General features: G+C 43.5%; 23 protein-coding genes. 10 read left to right on the forward strand and 13 right to left on the reverse strand.

What is annotated here, in order from left to right:
• Positions 1-133 precede the first annotated feature (133 nt).
• From ABD744_RS04225 to ABD744_RS04255, 7 genes are all read left to right on the forward strand, one after another.
• Positions 134-2,575 carry a type I restriction-modification system subunit M gene (locus tag ABD744_RS04225; RefSeq protein WP_344795775.1) on the forward strand — a complete coding sequence of 814 codons (2,442 nt, stop codon included), beginning with the start codon at positions 134-136 and terminating at the stop codon, positions 2,573-2,575.
• Positions 2,572-3,966, forward strand: a complete 1,395-nt coding sequence (locus ABD744_RS04230; RefSeq protein ID WP_344795777.1) for a restriction endonuclease subunit S — start codon at positions 2,572-2,574, stop codon at positions 3,964-3,966. The genes ABD744_RS04225 and ABD744_RS04230 overlap by 4 nt, the downstream gene beginning before the upstream one ends.
• Positions 3,963-5,027, forward strand: a complete 1,065-nt coding sequence (locus ABD744_RS04235) for a PDDEXK nuclease domain-containing protein (RefSeq protein ID WP_344795779.1) — start codon at positions 3,963-3,965, stop codon at positions 5,025-5,027. The genes ABD744_RS04230 and ABD744_RS04235 overlap by 4 nt, the downstream gene beginning before the upstream one ends.
• Positions 5,017-8,931, forward strand: a complete 3,915-nt coding sequence (locus ABD744_RS04240) for a type I restriction endonuclease subunit R (RefSeq protein ID WP_344795781.1) — start codon at positions 5,017-5,019, stop codon at positions 8,929-8,931. Before ABD744_RS04235 ends, ABD744_RS04240 begins: the two co-directional genes overlap by 11 nt.
• A gap of 224 nt (positions 8,932-9,155) precedes the next feature.
• Entirely contained in the window at positions 9,156-9,566 is a 411-nt protein-coding gene (locus ABD744_RS04245; protein ID WP_344795783.1) for a L,D-transpeptidase family protein, read from the forward strand.
• A 402-nt stretch (positions 9,567-9,968) separates the two neighbouring features.
• The gene (locus ABD744_RS04250) at positions 9,969-10,409 is read left to right on the forward strand and encodes a hypothetical protein (protein ID WP_344795785.1); all 441 of its coding nucleotides are present in this window, start codon (positions 9,969-9,971) and stop codon (positions 10,407-10,409) included.
• A 105-nt stretch (positions 10,410-10,514) separates the two neighbouring features.
• The gene (locus ABD744_RS04255; RefSeq protein ID WP_344795787.1) at positions 10,515-10,955 is read left to right on the forward strand and encodes a hypothetical protein; all 441 of its coding nucleotides are present in this window, start codon (positions 10,515-10,517) and stop codon (positions 10,953-10,955) included.
• A gap of 313 nt (positions 10,956-11,268) precedes the next feature.
• Here the strand turns inward: ABD744_RS04255 and ABD744_RS04260 are convergent, their stop codons facing one another.
• A complete protein-coding gene (locus tag ABD744_RS04260) occupies positions 11,269-11,637 on the reverse strand; it encodes a hypothetical protein (protein WP_344795789.1) in 369 nt (122 codons plus the stop codon).
• 18 nt (positions 11,638-11,655) lie between these two features.
• On the reverse strand, positions 11,656-12,681 hold the full coding sequence (locus ABD744_RS04265) for a hypothetical protein (protein ID WP_344795791.1): 1,026 nt from the start codon (positions 12,679-12,681) through the stop codon (positions 11,656-11,658).
• A gap of 331 nt (positions 12,682-13,012) precedes the next feature.
• Here ABD744_RS04265 and ABD744_RS04270 point away from each other — a divergent pair, with 331 nt between their 5' ends.
• Positions 13,013-13,198: a hypothetical protein gene (locus tag ABD744_RS04270; RefSeq protein WP_344795793.1), complete on the forward strand. Its 186-nt coding sequence runs from the start codon at positions 13,013-13,015 to the stop codon at positions 13,196-13,198.
• A gap of 225 nt (positions 13,199-13,423) precedes the next feature.
• On the opposite strand, the gene ABD744_RS04275 is transcribed toward ABD744_RS04270, so the two are convergent.
• The 3 genes from ABD744_RS04275 to ABD744_RS04285 all read right to left on the reverse strand — a co-directional run bounded on the left by ABD744_RS04275 (position 13,424) and on the right by ABD744_RS04285 (position 15,248).
• On the reverse strand, positions 13,424-14,053 hold the full coding sequence (locus ABD744_RS04275) for a glutathione S-transferase family protein (protein WP_344795795.1): 630 nt from the start codon (positions 14,051-14,053) through the stop codon (positions 13,424-13,426).
• Positions 14,054-14,107: 54 nt separating this feature from the next.
• Positions 14,108-14,329, reverse strand: a complete 222-nt coding sequence (locus ABD744_RS04280; RefSeq protein WP_344795797.1) for a tautomerase family protein — start codon at positions 14,327-14,329, stop codon at positions 14,108-14,110.
• 181 nt (positions 14,330-14,510) lie between these two features.
• On the reverse strand, positions 14,511-15,248 hold the full coding sequence (locus ABD744_RS04285) for an SDR family NAD(P)-dependent oxidoreductase (protein ID WP_344795799.1): 738 nt from the start codon (positions 15,246-15,248) through the stop codon (positions 14,511-14,513).
• Positions 15,249-15,522: 274 nt separating this feature from the next.
• On the opposite strand from ABD744_RS04285, the gene ABD744_RS04290 reads away from it, so the two are divergent.
• The gene (locus ABD744_RS04290; RefSeq protein WP_344795801.1) at positions 15,523-16,356 is read left to right on the forward strand and encodes an AraC family transcriptional regulator; all 834 of its coding nucleotides are present in this window, start codon (positions 15,523-15,525) and stop codon (positions 16,354-16,356) included.
• On the opposite strand, the gene ABD744_RS04295 is transcribed toward ABD744_RS04290, so the two are convergent.
• Positions 16,341-17,228: a LysR family transcriptional regulator gene (locus tag ABD744_RS04295; protein WP_344795803.1), complete on the reverse strand. Its 888-nt coding sequence runs from the start codon at positions 17,226-17,228 to the stop codon at positions 16,341-16,343. The two genes, ABD744_RS04290 and ABD744_RS04295, sit on opposite strands and share 16 nt — an antisense overlap.
• A 130-nt stretch (positions 17,229-17,358) precedes the next feature.
• Here ABD744_RS04295 and ABD744_RS04300 point away from each other — a divergent pair, with 130 nt between their 5' ends.
• On the forward strand, positions 17,359-17,979 hold the full coding sequence (locus ABD744_RS04300) for a glutathione S-transferase family protein (protein WP_344795805.1): 621 nt from the start codon (positions 17,359-17,361) through the stop codon (positions 17,977-17,979).
• Between the two features lie 95 nt (positions 17,980-18,074).
• Here ABD744_RS04300 and ABD744_RS04305 read toward each other — a convergent pair whose 3' ends face one another.
• From ABD744_RS04305 to mnhG, 7 genes are read right to left on the reverse strand one after another with little or no spacing between them, the layout of a single operon-like run.
• Positions 18,075-19,790, reverse strand: coding sequence for a Na(+)/H(+) antiporter subunit D (locus ABD744_RS04305; RefSeq protein WP_344795807.1), 1,716 nt, complete (start codon positions 19,788-19,790; stop codon positions 18,075-18,077).
• Complete coding sequence (locus ABD744_RS04310; protein WP_344795810.1) at positions 19,780-20,034, reverse strand: hypothetical protein; 255 nt, start codon at positions 20,032-20,034, stop codon at positions 19,780-19,782. The genes ABD744_RS04305 and ABD744_RS04310 overlap by 11 nt, the downstream gene beginning before the upstream one ends.
• Positions 20,035-21,561, reverse strand: coding sequence for a monovalent cation/H+ antiporter subunit D family protein (locus ABD744_RS04315; protein WP_344795812.1), 1,527 nt, complete (start codon positions 21,559-21,561; stop codon positions 20,035-20,037).
• Entirely contained in the window at positions 21,558-23,078 is a 1,521-nt protein-coding gene (locus tag ABD744_RS04320) for a monovalent cation/H+ antiporter subunit D family protein (protein ID WP_344795814.1), read from the reverse strand. Before ABD744_RS04320 ends, ABD744_RS04315 begins: the two co-directional genes overlap by 4 nt.
• Positions 23,078-23,434, reverse strand: a complete 357-nt coding sequence (locus tag ABD744_RS04325) for a cation:proton antiporter subunit C (protein ID WP_344795816.1) — start codon at positions 23,432-23,434, stop codon at positions 23,078-23,080. The genes ABD744_RS04320 and ABD744_RS04325 overlap by 1 nt, the downstream gene beginning before the upstream one ends.
• Positions 23,431-24,411: a DUF4040 domain-containing protein gene (locus ABD744_RS04330; protein ID WP_344795818.1), complete on the reverse strand. Its 981-nt coding sequence runs from the start codon at positions 24,409-24,411 to the stop codon at positions 23,431-23,433. The genes ABD744_RS04325 and ABD744_RS04330 overlap by 4 nt, the downstream gene beginning before the upstream one ends.
• Entirely contained in the window at positions 24,411-24,740 is a 330-nt protein-coding gene (gene mnhG / locus ABD744_RS04335) for a monovalent cation/H(+) antiporter subunit G (protein WP_344795820.1), read from the reverse strand. The genes ABD744_RS04330 and mnhG overlap by 1 nt, the downstream gene beginning before the upstream one ends.
• Positions 24,741-24,754: the final 14 nt, after the last annotated feature.

Genomic DNA, 24,754 nt, shown 5'->3' on the forward strand with positions numbered 1-24,754 from the left:
AAAAGCAGTTAGGCGAGGTTCATCTTGATTGGTTACTTGTAAATAATTTCTAAAAGAGGTCGTTACTCGTTCAACCTGCCTATAAGTCTCTGTTACACTTCGCCTTTTATATTGTTATCTGTGAGCTATCAAAATGAGTGTCGACCAACCACAAACACCGAATAATCTTGCATCCTACTGCTGGTCTATCGCCGATTTACTACGAGGTGATTTTAAGCAAAGTCAATATGGTCGAATTATCCTGCCGTTTACCTTGTTACGTAGACTGGAAGGCGTACTGGAAGAAAGTAAAGAACAAGTGCTTGCTGAATACGACCGAATACAGGAAATGGGGGTGCAAGAAAATGCCCATGATATGTTTCTTTTACGAGCCACTAAAACCAAAAATAACCCTGATGGCTTAAGCTTTTATAACACATCGAAGATGGATCTTTCGACATTAGGGGCCGCCGATATTAAGGCCAATCTCGATAGCTATATCAAAGCTTTTTCTAAAGACGCACGCGAAATATTCGAATACTTTAATTTCTCCGAATTTGTGGGTCAGTTAAACGATGCGGGTTTGCTGTTTAAAGTAGTAAAAAAAGTAAGAACCACCGATTTGAGGCCTAAATCACCGTCTCATCCAAACGGTATCAGTAATCATGATATGGGCTTGGCTTTTGAAGAGTTGATCCGCCGTTTTGCTGAAAGCTCTAATGAAACCGCCGGAGAGCATTTTACCCCGCGCGATATAGTACGCCTTACCACCTCATTAGTGTTTATGGAAGATGACGACGTTCTCACTAAATCCGGCGTCATTCGAACGATATATGATCCTACGGCTGGCACAGGCGGCTTTCTTTCCTCTGGTATGGAATATGTCTACGAGCATAATCGTAAGGCCGTGATGCGTGCTTATGGGCAAGAGCTCAATCCCGAGAGTTATGCCATCTGTAAAGCGGACATGCTCATTAAAGGCCAGGAAGTAGATAACATTAAGTTGGGCAATACTCTCAGTAATGACCAACTTAATACCGTTAAATTCGATTACATGTTATCCAATCCACCGTTTGGTGTGGATTGGAAAAAGATAGAAGGTGACATCAAAGATGAGCATATCCTGAAAGGTTTTGCGGGGCGCTTTGGCCCAGGTTTACCTCGTGTCAGTGATGGCTCGCTATTATTTTTAATGCACTTGCTGAAAAAATTGCGAGACCCTAGTGATGGCGGTGGGCGCATAGGTATTATTCTTAATGGTTCGCCTCTGTTTACGGGGGGCGCGGGTTCGGGGGAATCCGAAATTCGTCGCTATATATTAGAGGCCGACTTGCTAGAAAGCATCGTCGCCTTGCCTACGGATATGTTCTACAACACAGGAATCGCCACCTACGTTTGGATTTTGTCGAACAAAAAAACTGAAGAACGCAAAGGCAAAGTCCAGCTGATTAATGCCGTAAATTTAAGCGGGAAAATGCGTAAGTCCCTCGGCAGTAAACGTAATGAACTGAGCAATAAAGACATAGCGATCATTACTAAGACCTTTGGTGCGTTTGAAACGATGGAACCTACAACGCTTGATAAATTAGATTTAGATAAACCCGCTGAGCAGAAATCCAATCGAGGTCGACAATCTGCGATGGCTAAAACTGAAGCGCCTAAAACCTTCGCCAGTAAAATATTCGATACCCATGAATTTGGCTACCGCCGCATCACCATCGAGCGCCCTTTACGAGAAAGTTATCAATTCAGTGATGAACGTATCTCTGAACTGCGTTTTGCGCCAAAACCTTTAAATGCACCCATGAAGTGGGTGTATGAAACCTATGGGCAAGAGTGGACTGATGAAACGCCTGCGGCGTATAAAGAGCATTGTGACGCGCCTGCGGCCCAACAAGGTAAAGAATACGGTGTTTTGGATGACTATGAAGACGACATCCGTAAACATGTGAAAAAACATTTCAGCGATTTAAAAGAAGCCAAAATCAAAGAGCTGTTAGACCGAAAAACCTGGGAAGCACAAAAGATATGCTTTTTAAAAGCTAAGCAGCTGCAGGCTGATATAGGCACTGAACAGTGCGACGATATGAATGGCTATGAGTTAACCATTAAACGAGCTTGCAAAGCCGAAGGCATCAGTTTAGAAGCCAAAGAGAAAAAACAAATCACAGCTGCTGTCAGCTGGAAAAACCCCGAAGCGAAAAAAGTCATTAAGAAAGTTCACAAAAACACGCAACCAAACCCGCTCTATGGTTTGTTTGAAGTCGAGGTGAACGGCAAACAACAAGTAATAGAATACAAACCTGATGGCGATCTACGTGATAACGAAAATGTCGATTTAGACCCAAGCCAAACCGTGAATGACCTGAACGAAGCTTATTTCAAAAAAGAAGTGCAGCCCCATGTGCCCGATGCCTGGATTGATGCCAACAAATGCGACGTTCAAGATGGTGAAATCGGCATTGTTGGCTATGAAATTCCCTTTAATCGTCATTTTTATGAATACCAGCCGCCCAGGGATTTGGTAGATATTGACGCGGATTTGGATGCGGTGAGTGCTGAGATTATGAAGCTGTTGCAAGAGGTGCATTTGTGAAGGTGCTTGAAAGCAGGTATGACACTTATCAATACAGTGACTACTTTAAAACTGATTTGCCTGGGCATTGGGCAGAGAAGCGTTTAGCATATTTGGCTGACCAAAGGAGAATGGCATTCGTTGATGGGCCATTTGGATCTGATTTAAAAACTGACGATTATAAAGATAGTGGTGTACCGTTAATTCAACTGAATAATATCCGTGACAGCAAACACCTCTTGCAAAACATAAAATTTATTACTCAGAAAAAGAAGGAACAGCTGAATAGGCATTTGGCACTTCCCTGTGATCTAGTAATAGCTAAAATGGCCGAGCCTGTTGCTAGATGTGCAGTTGTTAGCGACCAATATCCAGAATATGTAATCGTCGCAGATTGTGTCAAGTTAACACCCAATCTCAATTTAGTTGATTTGAATTACCTTGTTTGGGCAATTAACTGTGATTATGTGAAGGTTAATGCTGAGTTAGTTTCGACAGGAACGACAAGAATAAGAATAAATCTAGGTGAACTAAAAAAACTTAAAGTACCGTTTCCTCCATATAGTGAACAAGAAAAAATCGCCAACTTCCTTGACCACGAAACCGCCAAAATCGACACCCTAATCGAAAAACAACAACAGCTAATCAAACTGCTAAAAGAAAAACGCCAGGCCGTGATCAGTCATGCCGTCACCAAAGGCCTTAATCCCAACGCCCCCATGCGCGACTCCGGTGTTGAGTGGTTAGGTGAAGTGCCGGAGCATTGGGTGGTGAGTAAGTTTGGCTATATATCTCAAGTTGTTCGTGGTGGCTCGCCAAGGCCCGCAGGCGATCCGACGCTTTTTAATGGTGATTACTCGCCTTGGGTTACCGTTGCTGAAATCACAAAAGATGATGAGATTTATTTAACAGAGACTGAAACCTTTTTAACGGAAAAAGGTAGTGATCAATGTCGAGTGTTTAAGTCTGGGACATTATTACTATCAAACAGTGGTGCAACATTAGGTGTGCCTTCGATCTTAAAGATTGACGCTAACGCAAATGATGGAGTGGTTGGATTCGAAAATTTAGAGCTCAATCATGAGTTTGCTTATTATTATCTTTCAAGTCTTACAGATGACTTGAGAGAGAGAATTAAGCAAGGCTCAGGCCAGCCAAATTTAAATACAGATATTGTTAAAGCTTTAGCAGTTCCAGTTCCTTCGGAAGATGAAGTTGAAGCAATTGTTGGTTCCATAAGAAAAACTCGTGAACATTATAAAAAACTGGAAGACAAAGCTGTTGCTGGCATTGAGTTATTACAAGAACGACGCACAGCCTTAATCTCCGCAGCCGTCACCGGTAAAATAGACGTTCGAAATTGGGTTGCTCCTGAATCTATTGATAGGGTAAATAACAAGGACGTAGCATGAACAATCAGGCCATGGATGCGGCATTAGTTACAGACATCAAACAGCTCATTCAAAGTGCTAAGCAGCGGGCTGCATCGGCGGTGAACGCTGAAATTACCATGCTGTATTGGCTGGTGGGCAGCCGAATTTCTAAGTACCTGTTGCAAGGCGAACGCGCTGAGTATGGCAGGCAAGTCATTACTGAACTTTCAAAGCAGCTGACAGAGGCCTTTGGCCGAGGCTGGAGTCAAAAACAATTACATCACTGCCTGCGTTTTGCAGAGACATTTCCTGATGAACAAATTGTCTCTGCAGTGCGGAGACAATTAAGTTGGACGCACCTAAAGAGCCTGATTTACATTGATGAAGCGCTAAAACGCGAGTTTTATATTCGCATGGCCATTGAGGAACGTTGGTCTACGCGTACTTTGTCAGAGCGTATTGGCTCCCTGTTATTTGAACGTACTGCCATATCTAAAAAACCGGAAGAAACGCTGGTGACCGAGCTGGAAATGCTGAGAGAAAAAGGCGAAGTCAATCAAGATTTGGTTTTGAAAGACCCTTACGTACTCGATTTTCTGGATCTCAATGACCGTTATTTAGAAAAGGGATTAGAAGATGCCATCTTACGTGAGCTTGAGCAATTTTTATTGGAACTGGGTACCGGCTTTACCTTTGTTGCTCGGCAAAAGCGAATACAAATCGACGATGACGACTTTTACATTGACCTGCTGTTTTACAATCGAAAATTAAAGCGTCTGGTGGCCATCGATTTAAAAGTGGGCCGCTTTAAAGCGGAATATAAAGGGCAAATGGAATTATACCTTCGCTGGCTTGCAAAACATGAGCAAGAAGAAGGTGAACAACCTCCGCTGGGAATCATTCTTTGCGCGGGTAAAAAACAAGAACAAATTGAATTGCTTGAATTGGACCAATCAGGCATTCATGTGGCGGAGTATATAACAGCGTTGCCGCCCATGGATGTTTTTGAACAACGGCTGCACCAAGCAATTAATAATGCAAAGCAACGATTAGAACATACCTCAACTCAGAACAAGGACGTGCCTGATCATGAGCAGTAAGGCAAACGAAGCAGCGTTTCAAAACGACATCATTAAACAATTGGTTGCAAACGGTTGGTTGCTGGGCGACCCCAAAGGCTATAACCGTGAACTGGCCTTGTATTCAGAAGATCTTTTAGGTTTTATAAAAGAGACGCAAGAAGAAGAGTGGCAGAAGTACTGCAAACTTTACCCTAGTGACCCCGAAGATAAGTTTCTAGCTCGCGTGGTATCGCAGCTCAATAAAGTTAAACCTGATGCCGTAAATAGGGAAATGCGAACCTTCGGTACATTGGGCGTTCTGCGTAATGAATTACGTGACCGTGGCACGCGTTTTAGCTTATGCCAATTTAAACCCGAACACGATTTAAATCCAGACACTTTGAAACGTTATAAAGCAAATCGTTTAAGAGTGGTCCCCGAGTTGGTGTACAGCCCTTGGTGCAGTGATAGCGAGGCCTCAGAAGAAATCTCTGCGACAAGTAAGACGGCTGCGGTTAAAAGTAAAAAGTGGCGCATTGATTTAGTTTTGTTTGTGAATGGCTTACCCATTGCAACTTTGGAATTAAAGTCTGAGTTTAAACAGGCCGTACACAATGCAATAAAACAGTATAAAACAACCCGTTTTGCCATTGACCCTGAGACCAAAAAGCCGGAGCCGTTGTTAACCTTTAAACGAGGTGCGTTGGTGCACTTTGCGGTCAGTCAGTACGAAGTGTATATGACCACCCGTTTAGAAGGGGATAAAACCTTCTTTTTGCCGTTTAACAAAGGTACGAAAGAGGGTGGAGCAGGTAATGATGTACCAGAAGACATAAACAAGTACGCCACCGATTATTTATGGAATGAGGTTTTACTGCCAGACAACCTGTTGAATATTCTTGCCCGGTTTGTTCATCTGCAAATTGAAGAAAAAGAAGACTGGGAAGGGCGCAAATCCAAGAAAGAGACGTTGATTTTCCCACGGTATCATCAGTGGGATGTGGTCAGTAAACTGGTTGATACGGTTCGTAGTGAAGGCCCAGGCCAGAAGTATTTAATTCAGCACAGTGCTGGTTCGGGTAAATCCAATTCCATTGCCTGGTCAGCTCATCAACTGTCGGCGGTTTATACTGCGGCGGGCAATAAGCTGTTTGATTCGGTGATTGTGGTAACCGATCGAACGGTATTGGACGATCAGTTGCAGGAAACCATTTCTCAATTTACCTCTGTAGACGGTGTGGTTGGTCGCATCAATCGTAATGAGGGTACAGGTTCTAAATCTGAAAAGCTGGCCAGTGCTTTGGAAGGCTCACAGCCGATAATAATTGTAACGATTCAGACCTTCCCTCACGTCTTAAAAGCCATTGAAAACAGTGTTGTTTTAAAAGAACGCAATTACGTTGTCATTGCGGATGAAGCCCACAGTTCCCAAACAGGCAGTACGGCTCGACAGCTAAAAGAAGTCTTAATGGTAGAAGGGAAAGATGACGATGACGCGCTTTCTTCGGACGATATCTTGGATGCTGCGGTAGCATCACGACGTAAAGCAAAAAATGTAAGCTATCTGGCGTTTACCGCCACCCCAAAAGACAAAACGTTGCAATTGTTCGGGCGATTGCCAAAACCTCTGGAACAACCGAATAAAACAGATAACAAACCGTATGCGTGGCATGTGTACAGTATGCGCCAGGCCATTGAAGAAGGCTTTATTCTGGATGTATTGAAGAACTACACCAATTATAAAGTGGCTTACAATCTTGCGATGAAGTTCGCTGGCGGTGATGAAGAGGTAGAAAGTAAAAGGACTAAGGTCAAGCTGAATGAATGGGTGCGATTGCACGATTACAACATCAGCCAGAAAGTAAAAGTCATCGTAGAGCACTTCAAACATAATGTAATGGGCTTGCTTGGTGGACAGGCGAAAGCAATGGTTGTTACCAGCTCTCGTAAAGAGGCGGTGCGCTATAAATTAGGTTTTGATAAGTACATTGCTGAAAAGGGTTATCAAAAAATTCAAGCTATGGTGGCGTTTTCTGGTGAATTGGAATTTACAGAAAAAGACCCGATTGCTGACGAAGATAAATCCTCGTTACTTGATAAAAAGTTTACTGAAACGAATATGAATCCCGGCCTGAAAGGCCGCGATATGCGTGAAGCGTTTGACAGCGATGACTATCAGGTAATGATCGTTGCCAATAAGTTTCAAACGGGCTTTGATCAGCCCAAACTTTGTGCCATGTACGTAGATAAAAAACTGGGTGGTGTGGAATGTGTGCAAACGCTTTCCCGTTTGAACAGAACTTTCCCAAGTAAAAAAGAGAGTGGCACTTTTGTTCTGGATTTTTTCAATGAACCGGAAGAAATTTTAAAAGCGTTTGAACCTTATTATCAGACAACGGAGCTTGCTGATGTTTCAGACCCCAATTTGATTTTTGACCTGTCTGATAAATTGCGCGCCTCCGGTATTTTTTATGATCATGAAGTTGATCAGTTCTGCGAAGCTTTTTTGCTAAAGAGTAAAAGTAACGCTGCTATTGCCAATATTTGCAAGCCGGCAGTAGAGCGTTGGAATGTTCGTTATAAATCCGCCGCAGAGGCTTACGTTCAAGCCAAAGACATGTTTGAACGCACTAAGCGCACGGATGATCCGGTATTGATTGCAAATGCTGAAAACAGCTTTAAAGAATGCAAACAAGAAAAAGATGCGCTTGAGATTTTTAGAAAGGATTTGGGTACTTTTGTTCGTTTTTACGAATTTATGTCTCAAATCGTGGATTACAATGATAAAGAATTAGAGAAACTGAGTCTTTATGCTCGTTGCTTACGGCCCATGCTGCGGGAAGTAATCACAGAAGACGATGAAATTGATCTCAATAATGTTGTACTTAGCCATTATCGTTTGTCAAAGATTCGACAACAAGACATTAAATTACAAGTCGAAGCTGAAAATGTTGCACTAGAGCCAGGGGATTCATTGGGTACGGCCAAGCCACAAAATCCTAAAGAAGAGTTTTTGTCTCAAATCATTGCTCGTTTGAATGAGTTGTTCATCACAGATGAACTGACTGATGATGATATGGTGAATTACGCATATACAGTCAGAGATAAGGTAAGAGAGAACTCCGTAGTTATGGAGCAGCTGGCCAATAATAGTGCCGAGCAGGCTAAACTAGGGGATTTCCCCAGAGCATTGAATGATGCGATTATGGCCAGTGGTGACGCGCATCAAAATCAGATGATGCAGTTGCTGACTGATTCAGGTAGAGCAGCTAAGTTTGAAAAATTAATGTTTGAATTGTTAGTTGATGAGCGTGCTGCTGCTTTAACAGAGCCTGACTTTTCTTATGACTTGCCCGGTAGATCACTTGCTTATTACTCCGGTAATGCTCATGAGAGCGCAAGTTACGGAGTAATGGATAATTTGGCTAATGGGTATAAAATCAATGATGAAAGTAAGGTTATTTCTTTCGGTTCTATGACTCTTACCATTTCAGAACTTGACGAGTTGGTTGATACTGACGAATATTTCCCTAATATCAGCCGTCATGTATCAGACTACTTAAGGTTAATAACGTCAACAGCACTAAAAGGTGAACCCAGTTTTGGTTTAAGTTTTGAAGCTAAAAGCATTCGACGTGGTTCAGTCATTATTGACTATGAAATTGTATTGAATGTTGCTCAGTTCAGTGCGATTACTTTAGGTGGTTTTGCTTTATACCCAAAGGCTGCTGATGCGGTAGATAGAATTCAAAAAGACATCAAACGAGATGCATCTAAGTGGGCTGAAAAAGTCGATGGTATTCTGACTCACTTAAAAACATCAAAAATAAAGAGTTCAGATCTAAAATTGTTAACCAATGAGGAGCTTGATCAAGAATTGATTAAACAAGGTTTGATTAAGTTGAAAGACAATATCGAAGAGATCGATCAGGATAGACCCTAAAAGAGATGGTAAGTACTTGCTCCAAAATAGGGGTGCATCGGCTTCGTTATTTATGTTCTCCTAAATGGTGAAGTTTCTTTTTTATTGAAGTTAATATTTTGATATGAAGAGCTTTTTACATAGCACTGAAGAGTGAGAAAGACCTTAAGGCGCTACAAATCATGAGATATTCCATTTTACTATTCATCCTTATATCAAATCTTGCTCATGCGGGAGTCGATCTGGTGAAAGTCGATAAATCCGAAAGTAAGATGTTTTTGCTTGATGGGGAGTTTGTCGTTAAGGAGTACCATGTCGCCTTTGGGGCAAACCCTAAAGGTCATAAGAAGCAAGAAGGTGACGAGAAAACGCCGGAAGGTACTTATACTCTCGATTACAAAAAAGAAGATTCATCTTTTTATCGAGCAATGCATATTAATTACCCAAATGAAATTGATAAAGCTAATGCGAAAAAGCTAGGTGTATCGCCTGGTGGTTTTATAATGATTCATGGCCAACGTAATAACTTAGGGTGGCTTTCTGTAATTACGCAAAGATTCAATTGGACGAATGGATGTATAGCGTTAACTAATCGTGAAATGGATGAGTTCATGAAATTGGTAAATGTTGGTACTGAAATTCAAATTTACTGGTAAGTAAACTCTTATACACGCAGAAGTTCATAGATTAAGCTGTTGTGTATAGGTAATTTCAACGGTGTTGGATCTGAGAGCTTAAAACAAAAAGGTTAATATGGTTTGAATATTCTTTTATTACTTGGGATCGGCTTGCTCTTATTGACCTTCTGGGAATATACAAGAGAGGAGACAGATACGATACTTATATTAGAATGGTGGGCATGGTTTGATGTGAGTCGAGCTTCATTTCCATTACTTTACTGGACAATCCTTGTTACTCAGGCTCTCGCTAGTGTTGTTATGATGGTTTATGGTCTCTCTTGAGTGTAATGGACATCATCGCCAATAGGCTGCGTAAAACTGTAAATGATTAACTATTTTATGCCAGAAAATAGAGTTCTAAGTGTTGGAAATTTTTAGATGGTTGAATTTAAGTTTCAGTGGTATAGCTTTCTATGCTTATTGATCTTTGCTATTGGTTTTTTGTTTTTACCTTTCAATAAAAAACTCAAAGAACATAAAAGATTTAGTTTGGTTTATTTTACTGCTTTATTTTTGATCGTTTTTTCGTATGTGATGTGGGAGAGCTTTGATCGGTACAAAAGAATAAGCAGTTTGGTACAGAACTCGATAAAGCTAGATTCAGGGGTACTTCAATCTTTTTCGGAATACAATACTGGGTATTCTTTTATACTTAATGATGCATATTATAAAGTTTCGAAGCATGATGAATACTCTGTGCCAGAAGAAAAGATCGATACTTTAAGAAAAGGGGATTCGATTAGAATCAAGTATATTGAAATTATAAAAGGTTCTTATTCTCCTGAAAAAGTTATATTAGAAGTAGATTTACTACTATAGCCTAGGCTTATAAAAGGTCGCTGATGGGACTGCTAATCATTATATGTACTGGGAAGATTTTAAATGGCATTTTTCGCCAGGTAAATCCTGAACTCAGGCTTTAATATGGAAATTGATCAAATAATACAAAAATTTGAAAGCCGAGATAAACATCAAATTCTTGATGCGGTTTGGTTGCTACTGGACTGTACTGATCGAGACTTTATGTTTGAATTACTTCCTCATCTTCCGCAATTTCATAAAAAAGTAAAGGCAGTTGACTTAGGCGGTGTGTTTTACCAAAACTCAAAACATTTCGATTTGGCGATGGCGTATGTTAAACATGTTTGTGATGGGGGGTGTCATTGCTTCATCTATAAAAGTACTTCATTATTTAACCCTATCCCCCAAGAGAAGAAAGGGCATTTAACGATACTGAGTACTTCAGATAATATTGAATTGTATCAGGTGAATTTTGAAGTTGAATGTTCATATTGCAATAAAAGATTTGGTGTAACAGAAGTACACGGGGGGCATGTGCCTTGGTATCAGTGGTGTGCTGCTTAATAGTTGTTATTTGCGAGTGAATATCTGTGAGCCGCCAGCCAATCCCTGGCCAGCCAACTTAGAACAATCTCCATTCGGCTTTAGATCGTAGGATTTTTTAATCATCTCTTGCGATAAGTTGATCAAAGTGATTTCTATCTTTTCATCGATGTGATCGAAAAAATAGGGAGGTCATATCAGTTTTTTTATTTATGGCCTTCAGAATGGTTAGAACCTTGCTTTATTGAAGCTAAATTCTTGGTGAAAATAGGTTTTTCAAACGGACAATTATTTCGATAGAAATAACTGTCCGTTTGAACACGCTATGTAATATTTATGAATACTTTCGTATTAAAACAATGAGAACAGAAGTGCTAAAAAAGAGTACAAAATTGGCCATGAAAAAAAAGAACGAGAGAATAAATATTCGTTGAGCATTTTTGGGAACATTCTCTCTCTTTTCCTGCATATTCATTCGGCCTGCATGCCATTTACTAAGAAATACCGTCGCATAATGAAGGCTTCCTTGCCCCGCAAGATAAATATTCAGTGAATAAAGCCGACGTCCACCTTCAAGTATGTCTTCAATCAATGGTAACCATTTTGATTTTAGATAAAAAACAATTCCTACCCAGGAGAATATTCCCAAACACGCTAATATCCAGGTAAAGGTAGTGATATAAACGACGATTTCATTATTCATTTAACTGTATTACTCTTGTTAAAATGTCGACTTAACTTCATAAAGCACTTCACCTACTTCATTTCCGGCCATTCCGCCAAGGGTTCCTCCTGCGTAGCCACCTGCAGCTCCAGCAACTAAAGCACACCAAAATGCGCTAGTTCCAGCAGAAGGTACACCAAATGCTAAAGAACAGACAGCCCATGAGGTAACTGCACCGCCGCCGATACCTCCTCCGATGCTACCAAATGCCTTGCCTGTTTCTGTGTATTTTGACTTTGAACAAGTTGAGTCATTTCCTACTGTACAGGCCTTTTGTATATTAGCTAATCCACTTGTAAAAGTGAGTGCTATACCTAAGTGTCCGACTCGTTTTAAATTACGAGCCATTTTGGCGACGGTCTCATAGTTGGCTGTGAAGTTTGGAATGGATTGAGCTGGGCCGCCTTGTTTATTCCATTGATGCACTATGCTTTTGGTGCTTAATCCTAAATTATTTCGAATATCACCCGGTAATAGGTTTCCACCGAGTTTGGGTTGAGCAAAGCGTAATAGTGCATTATTTAAACTGATAAAGTGCATTTTTCTAGCTTGAAAAAAAGCTTGGTTGTTTAAGTTTCCGTGGGTGTTATAACTTGTAACATAAGATCTTTCAATGTTCTTGAGAATAGCTTTAACCTGTTTTACATGTGATTGCCAAGAGGTGTTACTTACACCAAGAAGAAGCCCGCTATAGCTTGCTGCGTTGTTAAGGAAATCATATCGTTTAGCTAAGATTTCTCTTTCTGATGCGGCTAGTTGCATTAACGTTCGATCAACTTTCTCTGCGACCTGTAAGAACTTTTGTTCTTCAATAGAACACTCCCCTGTATTAGCAGGTGAAATCAATACTATTTGTCCTGGCTGGACTAGCCCGTTTTTAATGTGTTGGTTGACTTGTTTAAAGTGAGAGTAAACGATGGGGCTTGGGTTGTTGTATAAGATCATAATCAATTGATCTACTGGCATTACTTTTTCCACAATGTGGATAGCATAATTACTAGGCATGCTTGCGGATGTATTCATTTTTCCTTCCTTAGAAATATGGTTACAAAAAGATGATATTAAATTATAAGTTGTGTTTTGAAATTGGTGAGGGGAAGCAATTCCATAGTTAATAGATATTTAGGTAGATTTATACTCGGGAATTATAAGTGAATTAACAGCGCAGTTATGTGAAATGTATCAAGGGGACTGAAGCCAATCTTTTTTCTATTATCAATTACAGTGAGTCGCCAGCCAATCCCTGGCTGGTCAACTCACAGTAATTCTTTTCAGTTTTAGATGTAATAAAGCACCAAGTAAACAGCCAGTAACACTGCAACCCAAACCACCATGGTCTCTGTTGGCCACAGTCTTGCGAAGTAACCTTTTGGTTGTCCTTCTTCGGCATCGGTATATTGAAAGTAAACAGCATAGTTATGCTGACGATGATTGGCTGGAACCTGACACGAATGAGGGCGCTGCAGGGGTAATCCGCCTTGATGGCGATGGCGAGGAAGTTTTGTCTCCAGGCGCCATCGGAGAGAAAAATGCTCTTTAATCGTCGATTTAGGCCGAAAACTCCAATTTCAAATGATCATTGAATTCATAACTCAGAAAAATCAACAGCCTGCTAGATGAACGGTGTTTGAAGGGCGTTTGTCATCTTCGGGCAGCATCAGAGATCTCTTTTGAAAATAATGTAAAAAAGACGTCGACCCCGCTTTTGTGGGACTGATTTCATCACAACTTTGAATTTGGGGACTGACGTCAAGAACAAGTGTATCTATGCAACCAGTCCTGCCTTGCTTGACTTCATGGGGATGAAGTTTGGTAAGGACTCGATTCGATTTAACCATTCCACGACATGTGGGTAGGGTTCAAGAGAAACACTGCCTTCCGGTGCGTGAGCAATATAGGTATAGAGGGAAATATCGGCAATAGTGGCATTGTTACCCACTGCATAGGCCGAATTGGCGAAGTGCTTATTTAGCTTTTCTAGTAAGGCCTGAGCCTTGGAGATCGCTTGTTCATGGTCAATATTGCGACCAAACACAGTGACCAGACGTGCGGCTGCCGGACCATGCGCCACTTCATTTTGGGCGATGGAAAGAAATCGTTGTATCTCCGCTCTGGTCGCAGGTTCCTTCGGATACCATTCTTCCTTTGTGTCAAACTTCTCGGCTAAATAAATCAAGATGGCATTCGAGTCTGAAATGACTGTGTCACCGTTTTGAAGTACTGGAACCTGTCCTAATAAGTTGAGTTTTAAGAAGTCTTCATTTTTTTGTTCGCCATTAAGCAAATCGACATTGATAATCTCAGCGTCAATATTCAGGAACGAAAGAAATAACTGCGCTCGATGGCTATGACCTGATAATGGGAAGCTGTAAAGTTTCAGTGTATGGCTGTTCATGTCTATCATCCTTTATTTAATCTTGTGTACTTAATTCAGTTAATGGAGTGTTGCTTAATTTTCTTTTTCGATTTCATTCGCTTGAGCAAACCGTTCGGTAACGGGGCGACCTGCGATCCCCCAGTTTTGTGTCGCCACTTCCTCGATAATGACCCAGTTTGATTCAGGATCTTTATTAAGGACTTCTTGCAACATCTCGTTGGTTCGTTGCATTAGCGCGTTTTTCTGCACTTGCGTAACCGGCTTACCGGTCAATTTAATGGTGACAACGGGCATTTAGATGGTCTCCTGTTTGGCCATTTGACTCTCCAGACTGTACGAATACCGCTAGGTTTTTGACGTTTTCACGTGGCTTGTCTGTATCGTCTCATTTATGACTTGATTTGTTATGAACCGTTATTTTCAAAGTCGTCCGTTAATCGTGACGACTTTGTTCGATGGCAGCGATGAATACGTGCTAATTACTGCGGCCAGCAACATAACCACCGTCAACATTGACGACCGTTCCTGTTTGGAAGCTGGCGTCTGCTAAATAAAGGGTGGCGCGTGTCGTGTCAGCAACTTCCCCGACACGATTAAGTAGGCTCATTCCCGCGTGACTATCCACGTTGTCGCCTTGCAGGGGCGTTCGGATAATTCCCGGAGCAAGAGTATTGACGCGAATCTGATAGGGTGCCAATTCCGAGGCCAACGCAGTAGTTAACGCGTGCACGCCCCCTTTGCTCGCCAATGCGGCAGAGGCTCGGAAGGGCGTGAAGCTTGACTCCACTAGCACCGTACCGACATTGATGATGGAACCTTCATTTTGTTTGATCATTTGGCGTACCGCCGCTTGGGTGGTCAAGTATGTTCCTTTCAGGTTGACGTTAAAGAAATGTTCCAAGTCATCGACGGTACTTTCAATAAAGGGTTTTGGGTAAAATTGACCTGCATTGTTCACTAACACGTCAACTCGGCCAAAGTGTTCAAGTGCCATCTCTACCATTTTCTCACCAGTGCTGGAGTCCGAAATATCTCCCGCTACTGCAATGACGTTTTCACCACCGTTCAAAGATTCTTTGGCATGTTGTAATTTGATGTCATCACGGCCATTGATCACGACGTTATCGCCTCGTGCGATGAACGCTTTTGCCATATCAATGCCCATTCCACCGTAAGCCCCTGTGATAAGAACGGTTTTTTGTTGTTGTAACATATCTGTAACCTCCATGATTTTTTTCTAAGTTATTGCAGGCCCGCTGAACGTGTTATGGCTCATGTCCTGCCAACGGTAAGAAAGATTAATGACTTCAATGAATAAATAATAATATTCATTAATGATCAACATGATAAATATGGTTTATCGTGTTGGTTTGCCAGTAGCGTTCTTGCCTTACTCAATACAAACTGGCTTTGGTAATACGATAGTGGTTTAAGGAAGGCGTATGGGCTAGAATCGTCCGAAATTTGACGCTAATCGTTTTAAGTTTATGGATAAACTTTCGGCAGTACTTAATCAGTTTTCGATAACGACAGGGGTTTTCTACTCTGGGAAGCTTTGTGGGACTTCCAGCTTTGACTCGACAAAAGAACAAGAAGGGCACTTGCACTTCCTGGAAAGTGGGAGCATGCGAGTAACGACACCCAGCGGGAAATTGTTAAACATTACGGAGCCTTCCGTTCTTTTCTATCCCAAACCTTCGGTTCATGAGTTACGCGCTGAACAAGGCGATGACGCCAACGTCGTCTGCGCCACAATTCGTTATGGCACGGGATCAAACAATCCCCTGGCAAACGCTTTACCGCCATTTGTCGCGATAACATTATCTGATGATGTTGCTCTTAAAAATACCGCACAATGGTTATTTGAAGAGGCGTTACAGAAGCGACAAGGCCGAGAGGCCATCATGAATCGATTAACAGAGATCTTTCTAATCACCTTATTACGTCATGCGATGGATTCTGATCTGGTCGATCAAGGGTTGTTAACCGGCTTGGCGCACCCTCAGTTAGCTAAGGTAATTACAGCTTTGCATGCCAGACCTTCGGAGAATTGGACATTGCAGGAAATGGCGAGTTTGGCGACCATGTCGCGATCTAAATTTATTGAAACCTTTAAAGAGAAAGTGGGGTACTCGCCGGGTGATTATTTGCTTGAATGGCGCGTTGGGGTGGCGCAAACACTATTAAAAAAAGGGAAACCCGTTGGCTGGGTTGCCAATGAAGTCGGGTATGAAAATGCCTCGGCTTTAGCTCGTGTGTTTCGTAAGAAGACCGGACAATCCCCAAGAGAGTGGCTGACCTTGAATCAAGTGGCGGAGTAGGTTTCGCTTAGCCGATCCCAAATAGCGGCAGCCACCTTTCCAACAGGTTTGTCAGTACGACGAATGAGATACTGTTGAGAATGACGAACATCGAATTCATCCACATAAACTTGAACGAGTTCGCCAGCATCGAGTTCGTTTTCTATAGTATGTTTCGGCATACCGCCCCAGCCCATACCCGCCATAATAATATCCTTTTTAGCCGCAAAATCGGTAACATACCAACGTCTGTTTTGTGGCATCAAATCGAGGGACTGCTTGTTTCGAGATTGACTGCTATCGGTGACGATTACCTGAACATGGGGCTTAACGTCATTGATTGATAGCATACCGGCTCTCTGAGCTAAAGGGTGAGTATGGTGCGCAACAGGAATAATCTTGACCCCTTTATAAGGTTTTGCTTCCATCTGATCGGGCTCAATACCCGTTTGAGTGGTAATGACCAAATCAGAGCGTTCATCAAATAACCGCTCGATTGCGCCTCCCATTTGTTCTGTGGTCAAACGAATTTGCGTCGCAGGATATTCCTGTTCGATAAGCTTGAGCGTCTCAAGTACCGGCGGAAGCGGACAAACGGCATTGATGGAGACTGTGACTAACGGCTCTTCATAATTCGACAATCGTTTCGCGAAGCTGGCAAGTTCCTGGGTTTGTTGTATCACAGCCAGTGACTTCTCATAGAATACTCTTCCTGAGTCAGTAAGCTTTGGTCGGTAGCTATCTCTAGAAAAGAGTGATATTCCGATCTCTTCTTCCAGATTCTTAATCATCGTGCTAATTGCGGGTTGTGATTTAAAAAGCTTCTCTGCCGCTGAGCGAAAGGTCCCTTCGTTGACGACCGCATGCAGTACCCGGAGTTGTTCGTAAGTCATTGTTTAGCCTTTGATCATAACTTGAATGATAAATTTTAATTATTATTTAGTAAGAATAATAATATTATCTAATTAACTTGTTCAAGCTTATCGTTTCTCGTAAGCAATAAAACAAAGAAGCGAGAAACCGATGATTGACTTATATTCCTGGAACACCTCAAATGGCCGAAAAATATCCATTATGCTTGAAGAACTGGGCTTGCCTTACCAATATCATCCTATTGATATCAATGCCGGCGAGCAGTTTAGTGAATCGTTCCTGGCCATCAACCCAAACGGAAAAATTCCAGCAATCGTTGATCGCAACGGCCCGGATGGCCAACCCATTACGCTATTTGAGTCCGGTGCGATCTTGCTTTACTTGGCGGAAAAGGCAGGGAGTGAACTCAGCCCTAATGATCCGGGGAAACGTCACCAGGTCATGCAATGGTTAATGTTTCAAATGGGCGGTGTCGGGCCAAGTTTTGGTCAGGCCTTGCATTTTTATAAGTATGCTCAAGAGCGTGTGGACTATGGGATTCAGCGTTACATGAGGGAAGTTCATAGGCTTTGTGGTGTCATGGATGATCGACTGAAAAACAGAGAGTATTTTGTTGATCACTATTCAATAGCGGACATCAGCATCTTCCCTTGGTTAGCACGCTGGGAGTGGTTAGATCTGGATTGGAAACTATATCCCAACTTATCTCGTTGGTTTCAGTTAGTATCGCAACGTGAGGCAGTGAAACGAGGATTAGAGGTGCTTGCTTAAGTTTAGTAGCGTTTGTGATTGTGGTGGTCAAGGTAATTCTGAATGAGCTGCCAGCCAATCCCTGGCTGGTCAACTCACAGCAACTCTTTTCAGCTTTAAATGTAATAAAGCACCAAGTAAACAGCCAGTAACACCGCAACCCAAACCACCATGGTCTCTGTTGGCCACAGTCTTGCGAAGTAACCTTTTGGTTGTCCTTCTTCGGCATCGTAAGTGTTTTGGATCATTCGCTTAATCGAGGTGATTAAGGAATTCTCCACTTTTACATACGTTCCGTGTATAGAGCACGCAACTCGCTTGATGAAGGTTGGCGCAAGCTTACGATAGAACCAATCAGCGTCCAAGTTTGTGGATGGCAACTCTGGTGGATACAGCTTTTGTAAGTTCAACCAAACGAACGCCAGAGCAGAGAAGAACAGCAATTGTAACTGAGTAAGTACATGAGTTACGTCGTATGGTGAGTAGTTATGCTCCCAAGGCAATAATGCATAGACGGTTTGAGCAGGGAAGCTGCCCAATACCACACAAGCCACCGCGCCGAGGGTCATAGCAATCAACATGTTCTTTGGCGGCTCGGTAGTACGGATGCCTGAATCATGAGCAAAGAATGCGAAGTATGGAATCTTGATGCCTGCATGGTGGAATACACCGGCTGCTGCAAACAGCAATAGTAACCAAACGACGTCATAACCTTCGGCAACTGCTGCGGCCATGATCATAGACTTGGATACGAATCCGCTGAACAGAGGGAAGGCCGAGATAGAGGCAGCGCCCACAATACAGAGGATAGTCGTCTTTGGCATGCTCTTATAGAGGCCGCCTAATTCAGAACCGTTAATCTTACCTGTCATATGCAGTACCGCGCCCATGGTCATCATTAACAGGCCTTTAAAGATTACGTCGTTGAAGGCGTGTGCAACTGCACCATTCAACGCCATTGCCGTACCGATGCCAATACCAACGATCATGAACCCAATCTGGTTAATTAGGCTGTAAGCCAATACACGGCGCAGGTCATTCTCGATTACCGCGAAGAAGATAGGGAAACACGCCATGGTCACACCGATCCAAACGAGAATTTCTTCGCCCGGATAAGCTCGTGCAAATGCATATACAGCCACTTTAGTGGTGAATGAGGCCAGGAAGATGGTGCCGGAGGGTGTTGACTCCGGGTAAGAATCGGTTAGCCAGTTGTGTACAAACGGGAAAGCACACTTGATGCCGAAGGCAGCGAAGATTAACCATGCTCCGATTTGCGCAATGCCATCGTGTTCCAGACCAATCTGAGTAAACAGCAAGCTGTCATTCACTTTGGCAAAGATTAATAAACCGGCAAGTAAAAGAACGCCTGACAGAACCTGAATAATTAAATAACGTACACCCGAAGCATAAGCTCGATCAGTACGGCGTGCCCAGATCAGGAATACAGAGGTAAGGGCAAGAAGTTCCCAGAAGATAAACAGGGTAAGAAGGTCGCCAGCGAATACCGCACCCACCGCACTGGCTGCATAGGCCAATCCGGCAACGTGTTGGACGGTATCCTTAACATGCAGGGCATAGATAATGGCGATTAAAGCGGCCAAGTGGAAAAGATAGCCAAACATCAGGCTTAGCTTATCGATTTTCACCGGTTCGAGGGCATAGCCCATGAACTCCATAGACCAGAACACACCGTGTTCAAGGCTCATTAAGTTGAGTGCGCCGACAATCGGTGCAGCGATCATAATGATATTGCGTAACCAGCCACGTAAGAAAATCGCAGCCAATGCCCCCAGTAACAGGGGAAGGAAAGGAATCACATTACTTATCATAGTAATCCTCCTCTCGCATCAAAAATGTGCGCATCCATTTAGCAATGAATACCAAAAGAGAACAGCCTACAAATCCGTATATGGCATAAAACGCAGGGATATTTTCCCAGCTGTGATAAATGTGTCTGTGTACAATAAAGTCTGCTACGACCAGCAGCGCACAGACCACGTAGAAGACTTTTAACATCTTACTGATGTTTTCCGGCTTGTCGAAGAAGCCTTGAGGTTCATGCTGTTCAGCCATTTAGCCTTCTCCATTTAAATGGGTTGAGACACCCGGGATCAGATTGATTAAATCGATCAGGGGCTGAGGATAGAAAAATAGTGCAAGACATCCGGTGGAGGTTATTCCAATCGCAATCAGCATTGGAAGAGGGGCTTCTTTGGTGTCTGACCAGGACCAGGGTTTAGAGTTCTCTTTCTCTCCCTCGTTCTGGCTATTAAAGAAAGCTTTGACCGGGATTGGTAACAGGTAAGCAATGTTGAGTAAGGAGCTGATCATTAATACTGCAACGATGATCAGTTTATCTGCGTCCAGCGCACCTATGGTGAGATACCACTTACTCCATGTACCGGCCATGGGTGGTAAACCAATAATACTGATGGCACCTATAGCAAATGCAGCCATGGTGATCGGCATTTGTCGGCCAAGGCCAACCATATCGCTGATGTTCTTTTTATGGCTGGCTACCATGATGGCTCCGGCACAGAAGAACAGAGTAATCTTACCTACCGCATGGGTGGCAATATGAAGAGCTGAACCTGCCGCCGCAATGGAAGACGCAAGCAAGGCACCGACAACAATATAACTCAGCTGACTGACGGTAGAATAAGCCAGTCGGGCCTTGAGGTTATCTTTTGTCATCGCTATGCAGGATGACAGTAAGATAGTTGCGGCGCCGATGTATAACATGATGTCGGTTGTGGCGAGTTCTTTAAGGTTGTCTATACCAAAGATATAGATAACGACTTTTAAAATACTGAAAACACCTGCTTTAACAACGGCAACGGCATGCAAAAGGGCGCTGACCGGTGTGGGTGCGACCATAGCTGCAGGTAGCCAGCGATGAAACGGCATGATCGCGGCTTTACCTATTCCGTAACAGAAAAGAACAAGCAGTACACTCAGTACGGCTTTATTGTCTGTGTCTGAAAAGATGCCTCCCGCACGAAAATCAAGGGTACCCGTTAAGGTATAAGTGCCTAACACAGCAAAGAGCAGAAATGCGATTGATGTGCTGAGCAGAATACCAAGATAGGTTCTGCCGCCCTGTTTAGCTGCATCGTTACCAGCATGGGTAACAAGCGGGTAAGTTGAAAGCGTCAGAACTTCATAGAAGATAAACAGTGTGAGTAAGTTTCCTGAGAAACAGATCGCCATAACGGAACTGATCGCCAAAGCAAAGCAGCAGAAAAAGCGAGTTTGGTTCTCTTCGTTATGTCCTCGCATGTAGCCAATGGCGTAGATACTGGTAATAATCCACAGGAAGCTGGCCACCAGAGCAAAGAGAACGCCTAAGGGTTCAACGACAAAGTTAAGTCCGATGCCGGGGAAAATATCAATAACGTTTAACCTGAGCTCGGTGCCCTGAAATGTGTAATCAGTGATCGCAAGAACGATACTGAATAACACTACGGCGGTAGTCAGGGTGACGGTTTCCCTCAGATTTGGAATCTTACCCGTTGCAATAACGAGCAGGGCGCCAATGAAAGGAACCAAGATGGATAATGTGATTAATTGTGAGGGTTCCACACCTTGCCAGAGATTCATGGAGACACCTCCTGCGTATTATTGATTTGAATTTGATCAGTCTGGAATAACCATTCGGATGCACTGCTTGCCGCTTCCGTGGTGAGGCTCGTGTCGACGCCAAAATAGATGTTTGCCACAACCAGAATCCACATAGGAAGCAGCATCAACCAAGGGGCTTCCTTGATGTTCTTTGTATCTTGGTCGTCGGCAGGTTGTTGAAAGTAAGCTGCTTCAAGTACCCGGCCAATATACACAACTGCTAATAGCGACCCAGCCAAGACCAGTGCAGCAATCAACCAGTGATTTTGTTCCAGCGCGGCTGTTACTAAATACCATTTGCTGACGAAACCAACCGTGAGCGGAACGCCAATGATACTCAGTCCCGCGATGGTGAAGGCCGCCATCGTGAATGGCATTTGTTTGCCAAGTCCTCTGAAGGCTTTGATGTCGACCGACCCGACTCGATAAAACACTGCACCTACTGCCATAAACAGGGCGCCTTTCATAAGGGCATGGTTGAAGATGTGAATTAAACCTGCCATTAGGCCCGTCACACTGATCAGGCTCACGCCCAGCACCATATAACCAATTTGTGCCACACTACTGTAGGCAAGCAATGTCTTTACATTGCTTTGAACTGTGGCCATGTAGGAGCATTTGAAGATGGCAACAATTGCCAGCACCATAAGAATGATGTCCATGCCCATTTCATAAAAGACGTGTTCTATTCCGAATATCGTGAAGATGAAACGAATCATCACGTAAACAGCAACTTTGGTGGCCGTACTGGCTAAAAATGCGGTAACAGCCGAGGGGGCATGGGTATAAGCAGGAGGGAGCCACATGTGCAGCGGGAACAATGCCAGTTTGATACTGACACCGACCATGATAAAGGCCAGGCCTGTGTTGATCGTTCGGCTGCTGTCGTAGAAGTGAATCCGGTTTGCCAGGTCCAGCATGTTGAGCGTACCGGTTTTCATGTAAAGCAAACCAACACCGATGAGAATGAAGGTAGCACCGATCGTCCCCATCACCAGATAGCGGAATGCGGCTGTCAGACAACGTCGGTCTGATGCCAGGCTGACCAAGGTATAGGTTGCTAACGAAGAAATTTCCAAGAAAACAAACAGGTTAAAAGCATCGCCCGTGATAAGAATACCGGAAAGACCGGCCAGGCATAACAAGTGCGCTGTATAGAACAGGGTGTGTTTTGATTCCTCGATTTCTTTTTCTATGCTGTCTTTGGAGTAGAGCAGCACCAGAGTTGAAATGGCCGACACCGCTAACAAAACAAAGGCATTGGCGGCATCGACACGCAGTTCAATGCCCCACGGAGCGGGCCAGCCGCCCACGGCATAACTCAATACACCGTCGGATAAAGTGGTCGCTAGTAACTGCCAGGAAATGTAACAAGCCCAGCCACTGATAAACGTTGCGAATCCCCAGGAAAGTAATGAACGACCCAGCATAAGTGTGATGGGCGCTGCGATCAGGGGCAGAATGATTGGAAGTACTGCCAAGTGCTGTTCAAGCATTATATCGTGTCATCCTTGTTTTCAAATTCGTTTTCCTCAACGGTGCCATACGCTCTTTTTATTCGAACAATCAGTGACAGGCCGACCGCTGTTGTCGCTACACCGACCACAATCGCAGTGAGAATCAAAACATGAGGCAGCGGGTTTGAATATTGGGTGATGCCCTCTGCGACAATAGGGGCGGTGCCACCACTGACTTTGCCCATTGAAATGTAAAGTATGAACACAGACGTTTGGAAGATGTTGAGTCCAACGATCTTTTTAACAAGATTGTTGGCGGAGATAACAATGTAAAAGCCGGTCATCATCAAAAATACGACGATCCAGTAGTTGTAGTAGTCGAAAATAAAGTTCACTGGTTATTTGACCTCTCTACCTGGCTGCCAAAGGCGTAGAAAATACTGAGCATGACGGCAAATACGGTAATGCCTACGCCGAGTTCAATTATGATGATTCCATAGTGCTGGCCGGCGACGGGATCAACAGCGAGTTTGTTGTAATCCAGAAATTGACCACCCTTAGACATGCTATACAGGCCGACGCTGGCATACAGTAACACCCCAAAAGCCGACATGAATTGTAAAAACTTTGGCCCAACCACTTTGAATGACTGAGGTAAACCGAACACCAGGGCATATAAAATAAAAGCGGCTGCGGCAATTACACCGGCCTGGAAGCCTCCGCCGGGGCCAAAATCGCCGTGAAATTGTACGTACAATGCAAACAGCAAAATAAGCGGTATGAGTATTTTGGCAACAACACGCAGAACATGGTGGGCCTGGAAGCCAACATCTGCTCCGCCGATTTCTTCTCGTCGTCTTACGCCCAGAAGGGCCAGAACACCAATGGCTGCGGAAAATACCACAACGGTTTCACCGAGCGTATCGAAGCCCCGGTAGCTCGCCAGCACGGAAGTCACCATATTCGGCAGGCCAACTTCTTTCGGCGATTCTTCAATGTAGCGTGGTGCGACGTGCTCATGAATTGGGTTGTTCGGGTCACCAAACGGAGGCATGTCCAGCGTACCGTAAATCAACGCTGCACCGGTAACGGTGACTACCAATAGCGGAAGAACGGTGGATCGCTTGTTTTCTTTTTCGGTTCGGCCTGTAAGTGCGAGGGTAACTAACATCAGCACAGTGGAAATACCGGCTCCAACAGAGGCCTCAGTGAAGGCAACGTCTACGGCATCGAGGTTGACGAAAATTAACGCCGACAGGAAGCTGTAGATACCAAACAGCATTACGACTGCAAATAAATCTTTGAGGAAGATAACTCTTAACGCAGTGAGCGCCAGCATTGCCAGTAGAACCAGATCAATAAACTCCGCCATCAGTGCGTTTGCTCCTGTTTGTCTTTTTTGGTTTCAGCCATGGTAAGTAACCCGCCATGCCGCGCTGATTTGGCCAGGGCATGTGAGGCAGTAGGGCTGGTAAGCATCAAAAACAGCAGAATGAAGATCAGCTTTGCTGTATTGAGATCGAAAGAGGTTTGTAACAGCAGGCCACCAATGATTAACATGGCTGCTATGGAGTCGGTGACACTGGCGGCATGAACCCGGGTGAAAAAATCTGGGAATTTAAAAAGCCCGATTGCGCCACTTAGACCGAAGAAAATACCTGCAAGAAGCAGTGCGCTACTAATGATGTCTATTAAAAACATATCGATCCGTGAAG

This window comes from Litoribacillus peritrichatus (genome assembly GCF_039537985.1).
In the GTDB taxonomy this organism is placed as follows: Bacteria; Pseudomonadota; Gammaproteobacteria; order Pseudomonadales; family Litoribrevibacteraceae; genus Litoribacillus; species Litoribacillus peritrichatus.